3 protein-coding genes are annotated in these 2,016 nt (G+C 73.4%); all 3 read right to left on the reverse strand.

The features are described 5' to 3' along the window. Window positions 1–28: 28 nt before the first annotated feature. The gene (locus AB0J09_RS63405; RefSeq protein ID WP_360713995.1) at window positions 29–1,177 is read right to left on the reverse strand and encodes an FAD-dependent oxidoreductase; all 1,149 of its coding nucleotides are present in this window, start codon (window positions 1,175–1,177) and stop codon (window positions 29–31) included. A 63-nt stretch (window positions 1,178–1,240) separates the two neighbouring features. Further along, the gene (locus tag AB0J09_RS63410; protein WP_360713997.1) at window positions 1,241–1,387 is read right to left on the reverse strand and encodes a hypothetical protein; all 147 of its coding nucleotides are present in this window, start codon (window positions 1,385–1,387) and stop codon (window positions 1,241–1,243) included. A 126-nt stretch (window positions 1,388–1,513) separates the two neighbouring features. Continuing rightward, the coding region (locus tag AB0J09_RS63415) for a prephenate dehydrogenase dimerization domain-containing protein (protein ID WP_360713999.1) at window positions 1,514–2,016 on the reverse strand (503 nt) is incomplete at its 5' end.

The following is a 2,016-nucleotide window of genomic DNA, read 5'->3' on the forward strand; positions in this document are numbered from 1 at the left end:
GCCCGACGGCCCCGCCCCGCCGTGCTGTTCAGGCGAGCCCGGCGCTCAGCGCGAGCGCCCAGACCGGCGCCAGCCCGTGCTTGAGCAGCTTGAACGTGGGCATCGGGCTGCTGCTCACGGCCTCCTTGTACGTGACCGCCGCGCGTCCCTTGAGGTACCCCTTGCGCGGGCTGTCGTCCGGCCGGGTGAACTGGATGACCGCGTCGTGCCTGCCCAGGGAGATGGGCTGGTGTATGTATCCGAACCTGAAGCCCTTGGGGGTCTTGCCGCGCAGAGTGGCGGCGAGCGAGTCGGCCGCGTGCAGGCCGGTGGGGATGCCGCCCTGGCAGGTGCCGTGCAGCACGCCGTACCGCTGGCTGACCGCGGCGGCGTCACCGACGGCGTACACGTCGGGGTGGGACACCGAGCGAAGCGCGAAGTCCACCACGATCCGGCCGAGGGCGTCGACCGTCAGCCCGGACTCGGCCGCCGCCGGCAGGCCCCTGGTGCCGGTGGTCCAGAGCGTCGCGTCGGAGTGGACCAACTCGCCCCCGGCCAGCTCGACGCCGTCCGGCAGCACTTTGGTGATGTCCACGCCGGTGCGCACCTCGACGCCCAGCCGCCGCAGCGCCGCGTCCAGGTAGGCGCGGGCCCGCTCGCCCATCATGGAGCCGGGCCGCCCCCTGGTCAGCAGGACGACGCGCAGGTGGGGGCGGGCCTCGGCGATCTCCGCGGCCGACTCGACCCCGGTCAGCCCGCCGCCGGCCACGACCACTGTGCCGCTCTTGAGCGTGTCGAGGTGCTCCGCGAACCGTACGGTGCCCGCGTAGTCGTCGTAGACGTGGGCGTGCTCGGCGACGCCGGGCACCGAGGTGTCGGTGACTGTGCCGAGCGCGTAGATCAGCTTGTCGTAGCCGAGCACGCGCCCGTCCTCCAGGCGTGCCTCACGGCGCTCGACGTCCAGCGCGGCCACGCGGCCCTGGACGAACTCGATGCCGGTGCCCGCGACCACCTCGTCCAGCGGGTAGTCGCCCAGCCGCTGCCCCGCGGCCGTCTGGTGCAGCCTGAGGCGCTCGGTGAACCTGGGCGAGGCGTTCACCAGCCTCACCCGTCCGCCCGTGCGGCGGGTCCTGACGGCGACCCTGATGGCCGCCGCGACGCCGGTGTAGCCCGCTCCCAGTACGAGAATGTCGATCATTTTCCTTACCTCCTCGATTCGTGGCTGAAGACGTATCGAGGAGGCGCGGATGTGACATAGGGGCTAATCGGCGGCGGGCACGGCGGGCTTGTCGTCCGTCCAGCCGATCTTGTACGACTCGACCCCGCTCTTGCCGCCCACCGGCTTGCCGTTGTTCGTGACGTCGACGTAGTGGGCGTCCTCGGCGGCCGCGTCGATCCAGGCGCGCACGTCCGCGACGACGCGCGCCCTGAGGGCCCCGGGATCGGTGGGCAGGGCCGGCGTTCTGCTTTCGCACGCGTCACGGCATCGCTCGCTCGCACCGCGGCGCGACAGCGAAGCTGCCGGAGGGAGGCCTTAGGGGACCTGCCAGCCGCGCTCGCGCAGGGCGTCGATGAGCGTGGGGACCGCGTCGGGCTGCACCGACAGCTCGGCGATGCCCAGGGGCAACCCGGGGGCGTGCTCCAGGCGCACGTCTTCGACGTTGACCCCGACCTCGTCGCACACCTGGAAGAGGCGGGCGAGCTGACCGGGGCGGTCGCCGATGACGACCTGGACGACGGAGTAGGAGGAGGCCGGGCCGCCGTGCTTGCCGGGGATGCGGTCGTGGCCCGCGACGCCGCGCTTGAGCAGCTGGGTGATCTCCCCGGTGGCGGTGCCGTCGCCCTCGGCCAGCGCGCGCAGGGCGCCGGCGGCCTCGGCCAGGTCGGCGGCGACGGCCTCGAGCACCTCGGCGACCGGGGCGGCGTTGCCGGACAGGATGCCGAGCCAGAGCCCGGGGTCGCTGCCCGCGATCCTGGTGACGTCGCGTACGCCCTGGCCGGCCAGCACGAGCGCGACGTCGGCGGCGTCGGCCAGCC

The sequence above is a fragment of the Nonomuraea sp. NPDC049784 genome (assembly GCF_040659615.1).
Taxonomy (GTDB): Bacteria; Actinomycetota; Actinomycetes; order Streptosporangiales; family Streptosporangiaceae; genus Nonomuraea.

Bases quoted from the DNA above. Each gene is read 5' to 3' on its own strand.
- AB0J09_RS63405 (WP_360713995.1), bottom strand. From the start codon at position 1,177: ATGATCGACATTCTCGTACTGGGAGCGGGCTACACCGGCGTCGCGGCG.